This is a genomic window from Microcoleus sp. Pol1C5 (assembly GCF_036701115.1).
GTDB lineage: Bacteria > Cyanobacteriota > Cyanobacteriia > Cyanobacteriales > Microcoleaceae > Microcoleus.
Genome location: NZ_JAUBQE010000119.1, coordinates 1 through 3,717, shown reverse-complemented (window position 1 = coordinate 3,717; position 3,717 = coordinate 1). Strand labels below are relative to the sequence as shown.

The following is a 3,717-nucleotide window of genomic DNA, read 5'->3' as shown; positions in this document are numbered from 1 at the left end:
TTATGGAGAGAGTTTTTTACTAACGAAGATAAATTTGCTTTCCCCAAAATACGTCAATATACTTACACACAGAAAATTATTTAGGATTGCTCTAGATATAGAAAATCATTTAGGATTGCTATATCTTTTCAAGAGTCTAATTACCGGACGCAATACTTGTTGCTGTTCGGCAAGATTTGAAGCCCCTTGTTGATCTAATAACGTCCAGAATATAGGAAACGCGCTTTTTTGGACTATCGCACTTACCATTAAGACATTATACTCTTTCCATTGGGTTCTATAGCGCTCGCAAATCATTCGTAAATTAATTAAGGGTTTGATCGAGCAGCAGTTCCATTGAGTGTTGGTTCAAAAATACCAAATTTGTGTAACTTGAGAAAGTCAAAGCTTTGTTCCTGTATGGTAAAATTGAAGAACCATTTAACCAAGGCATTCATAACTGAGCCGATTCCCAAATTTTCTCACCCAAGTCTTGGCCTGAAGCCAAATATCTTCGACTGGATTCTGCTCGGGAGCATTGGGAGCAAACAGGACACAAGTTAAAGGCCATTCATCCCGCTCTTTGCCTTGATTAATTTCTTCTAGGTAAGGTTTCATATCTTTATATTTGTGATAGCTAGCTCCATCCCAAATAATTAAATGTCTGGCTTCGGGATCTAAAGATTGTAAATCTTTTAAGAAAGCCACTGTATTCTCAGAATTTGCCGTTGCATATTCTCGCAGAACAAACTGTTTTGTTAAATAATTTACTGCGCCATAATAAGTTTGTTTTTCTCTCTGATTCACCAGCGGGATTTCTATTCTCTCGTTGCGCCTTCCCCAAAGATAGCCACAGACATCTCCAAGCGAGTAGATGACACTCATCAATCAAATACACCACAAGCTTTCTCGATTCTATAGCTTCTCGGTGTTCTTCAAGAATCTCACAGATTTCTTGGTGCTTTTTTTTGACGAGTTCTTCATCACGTTTTGGATTCTTTTTTTGAGATTTTTTCCAGCTAATTCCCGCTGAATTGAAAAGTTGGTAGTAGCTAGCTTTTGATTTAAATTCAATTTGATATCGCTCTGCTATATGATTTGATAATTCGGATAAATCCCAGTGGTTTTTATTGGTTAACAATTGGATAATTTCGGCTCGTTCTTCAGGCTTAAGTTGTCCCCGCGAACCCTGATGATTTAAGAGCAACCCTTCAATTCCATGCAACGCATAATTGATTTTCCACTTACTGATAAATGGAGATGATACTCCCAAAATCTTTTGAATGGTTTCGCGGCAGACCCCTTCAATTAACATGCGGATAGCTAAAACTCTTTTAAGTTCTCTTGGGTCGGGATTGCTGGCAATAAAATTTTCGAGTTCCAATAAAGCTTGGACTTCATGCTCCACCAATTTTTCTACCGATTTCTTTTCAGACATCTCAACTCTTACGTAGATTCACGTCCTCATTATACATGATTTATGATTTACAAATCATTTGCGATCGCTATATCCAATGCAATGACTAATTGACTTCCAGCTAAAAGCTGACGGGATATCACTTCTTTGATGATCGGGAACCAGATCACGAGAATGCTGAGCGCTTTAATCTGTAAAAATCGTTGTATGTGACGGCGGCGACTACTTTGTAATATCGGTAATGGTAGAGTTGCGGCTAATCGTTCTATTCTGACTTGTTTTTGAGATTTTAACAAACACACCAGCATCTGAAGGGTAAGTAATTTTGCTGGAGTTAGATATTTTTGGAGAATTGAGTGATAGAATGAGGGCATCATATAATTGATTGGGGTCTTGTGGTATTAGCGAGACCCTTCTTTTTTATCACAACACCCGCACTTTTCACTCGTGAGATTATTTTGTCGCTAAGCCGAAAATTTTGAGGCGGACCGATCGTGCAAAAAGCTTTGCCTGTAAAGGTTCGGGGGCGCTTGTCGCCCCCTGAAGTTTATAGGATTTAGAGCTAAAGAAAGTAAAAAATTCCAGAATTATCTCCGAAAACATCAGTCAAGAATCCCAGATTACCAGAATTATCTTTATTCAGGGTATTGATATTGGTTCGGGAGCTGTAGAGTCTTTAATTAAACAGATTGGAGCAAGAATTAAGATTGTATGTGCACAGTGGAACGAAAAAAATGTTTCTCAAATTTTAAGACTGAGATGTGCATATTTAAATAACGAAATCAAGCTAGGTATTTCTGCTTAGTTAAAACGCGGGATGCTCCCTGCGCTGTGCTTATCTCAATGCTCAACTTTCCGCTTGATGTATTTGCAAAAGTGAGATGCACCCAAAAGTAGTACCTCATGGAATTTATGATCTGCAACATAACCTAGGATATTTAAACCTGGGAATTAGTAAAGACACGAGTGAATTTGCTTGTGAATCGATTAAATTATGGTGGGTTAATTACGGAAAATTTATCTACCCTCAAGCGGATTAAATTTTGATAAAATGCGATGGTGGTGGCAGTAATAATTCCAATCATCATATCTTTAAATCGGATTTACAAAAATTAGTTGACGAGCTAGGAATAGAAATTAGAATCGCACAATATCCCCCCCTATACATCGAAGTATAATCCGATTGAACATCGTTTGTTTCCTCACGTAACCAGAGCCTGTCAAGGAGTAATTTTTACCAGTCTTGAGTTAGTGAAAAAACTCATGGCAAAAACTCATACTAAATCCGGGCTTTCTGTGGTAGTAAATGTGAGCGATAAAATTTATGAAACTGGTCGAAAAGTAGCGAAGGGATTTAAAGAAACAATGAAAATTATTTTTGATGAATATCTACCCAAATGGAATTATCGTGGGCGTTGCTAAGTTAGAGTATGAATAGGAGGAATAATTTATGCAATACAAGCGAATGTAAATCAACCCATATCCGTAAAAACGGCAAGAAGAAAGGAAAACAGAATCACATTTGTGTCCAATGTGGTCGTCAATTCATTAATCAGTATGAATCCCATCGAGGTTATAGCGAGAGCATTAAACGTGATTGCCTAAAAATGTACGTCAATGGTATGGGTTTACGGGCGATAGAACGAGTTAAGGGAGTTCATCATACCACGGTAATAAATTGGGTAAAACAAGTCGGAAAACTGTTACCAGAGGTTTATGACCCTGAAGTCATTCCAGAAGTTGGTGAGCTCGATGAATTACAAACTTCTGTAAAAAAAACAGACAAAATCTGGTTGTGGACAGCGGCTGACCACTTTCGACTAGGAATTTTAGGATGGGTATTAGGGGCTCGTGCGTGCTAAGACATTTGAACCATTATGGAACCAAGTAAGTGCATGGAACTGCTACTTTTATGTAACTGATGGATGGTCTGTATATCCCATGTTTATTCCTGATGAGGATCAGATTATCAGTAAGACTTATATGACACGAGTAGAAGGAGAAAATACAAGACTAAGACATTATTTAGCCAGACTACATCGGAAGACTCTTTGTTATTCTAAGTGTGAGAAAATGCTCAAGCATTCTATTAAGTTATTAATACATTACTTGAAATTTCACGATATTCCCATTCCTGGGGCATTCATACCTTGATTCAGCAACGCCGAAATATGTTCGCAACCCGATCGTTTAATAACCGATAAAGGGATGGAATCGGACTGGTGGCACTGAGTCATAGACTGTAGCGAAAAGATGTAAGGGAGAAAAACCCTGAAGACTGCACAGAATTAAGTCATCACGATCACCATGTAGAAAGAGAG

Annotated in this window: 3 protein-coding genes and 3 pseudogenes; 4 read left to right on the top strand and 2 right to left on the bottom strand. The window is 38.0% G+C overall.

All coding sequences use genetic code 11. The annotated features are described in order from the left end of the window. Window positions 1-308: 308 nt before the first annotated feature. Window positions 309-1,417, bottom strand: a pseudogene (locus tag QUA23_RS30555) (IS630 family transposase). A gap of 47 nt (window positions 1,418-1,464) precedes the next feature. Further along, window positions 1,465-1,773, bottom strand: coding sequence for a hypothetical protein (locus tag QUA23_RS30550; protein WP_333077650.1), 309 nt, complete (start codon window positions 1,771-1,773; stop codon window positions 1,465-1,467). A 169-nt stretch (window positions 1,774-1,942) separates the two neighbouring features. Between QUA23_RS30550 and QUA23_RS31240 the strand changes: the two are divergent. The 4 genes and pseudogenes from QUA23_RS31240 to QUA23_RS30525 form a co-directional block, all read left to right on the top strand. Further along, window positions 1,943-2,201 (top strand): annotated as a pseudogene (locus QUA23_RS31240) (ISKra4 family transposase); the annotation flags it as partial. A gap of 76 nt (window positions 2,202-2,277) precedes the next feature. Next, a pseudogene (locus tag QUA23_RS31235) lies at window positions 2,278-2,574 on the top strand (ISAzo13-like element transposase-related protein). Between the two features lie 16 nt (window positions 2,575-2,590). Then, window positions 2,591-2,818, top strand: a complete 228-nt coding sequence (locus tag QUA23_RS30530; protein ID WP_333077652.1) for an ISAzo13-like element transposase-related protein — start codon at window positions 2,591-2,593, stop codon at window positions 2,816-2,818. Window positions 2,819-2,826: 8 nt separating this feature from the next. Beyond that, window positions 2,827-3,550 (top strand): IS1 family transposase gene (locus QUA23_RS30525; protein WP_333077653.1). Its coding sequence is split into 2 segments (ribosomal slippage): window positions 2,827-3,252 and window positions 3,254-3,550, totalling 723 coding nucleotides; the frame shifts between segments, so codons are not numbered across the junction. Window positions 3,551-3,717 lie beyond the last annotated feature (167 nt).

Excerpts from the sequence above, each read along its gene's own strand:
- QUA23_RS30550 (WP_333077650.1), bottom strand. The coding sequence starts at position 1,773 with ATGATGCCCTCATTCTATCACTCAATTCTCCAAAAATATCTAACTCCA.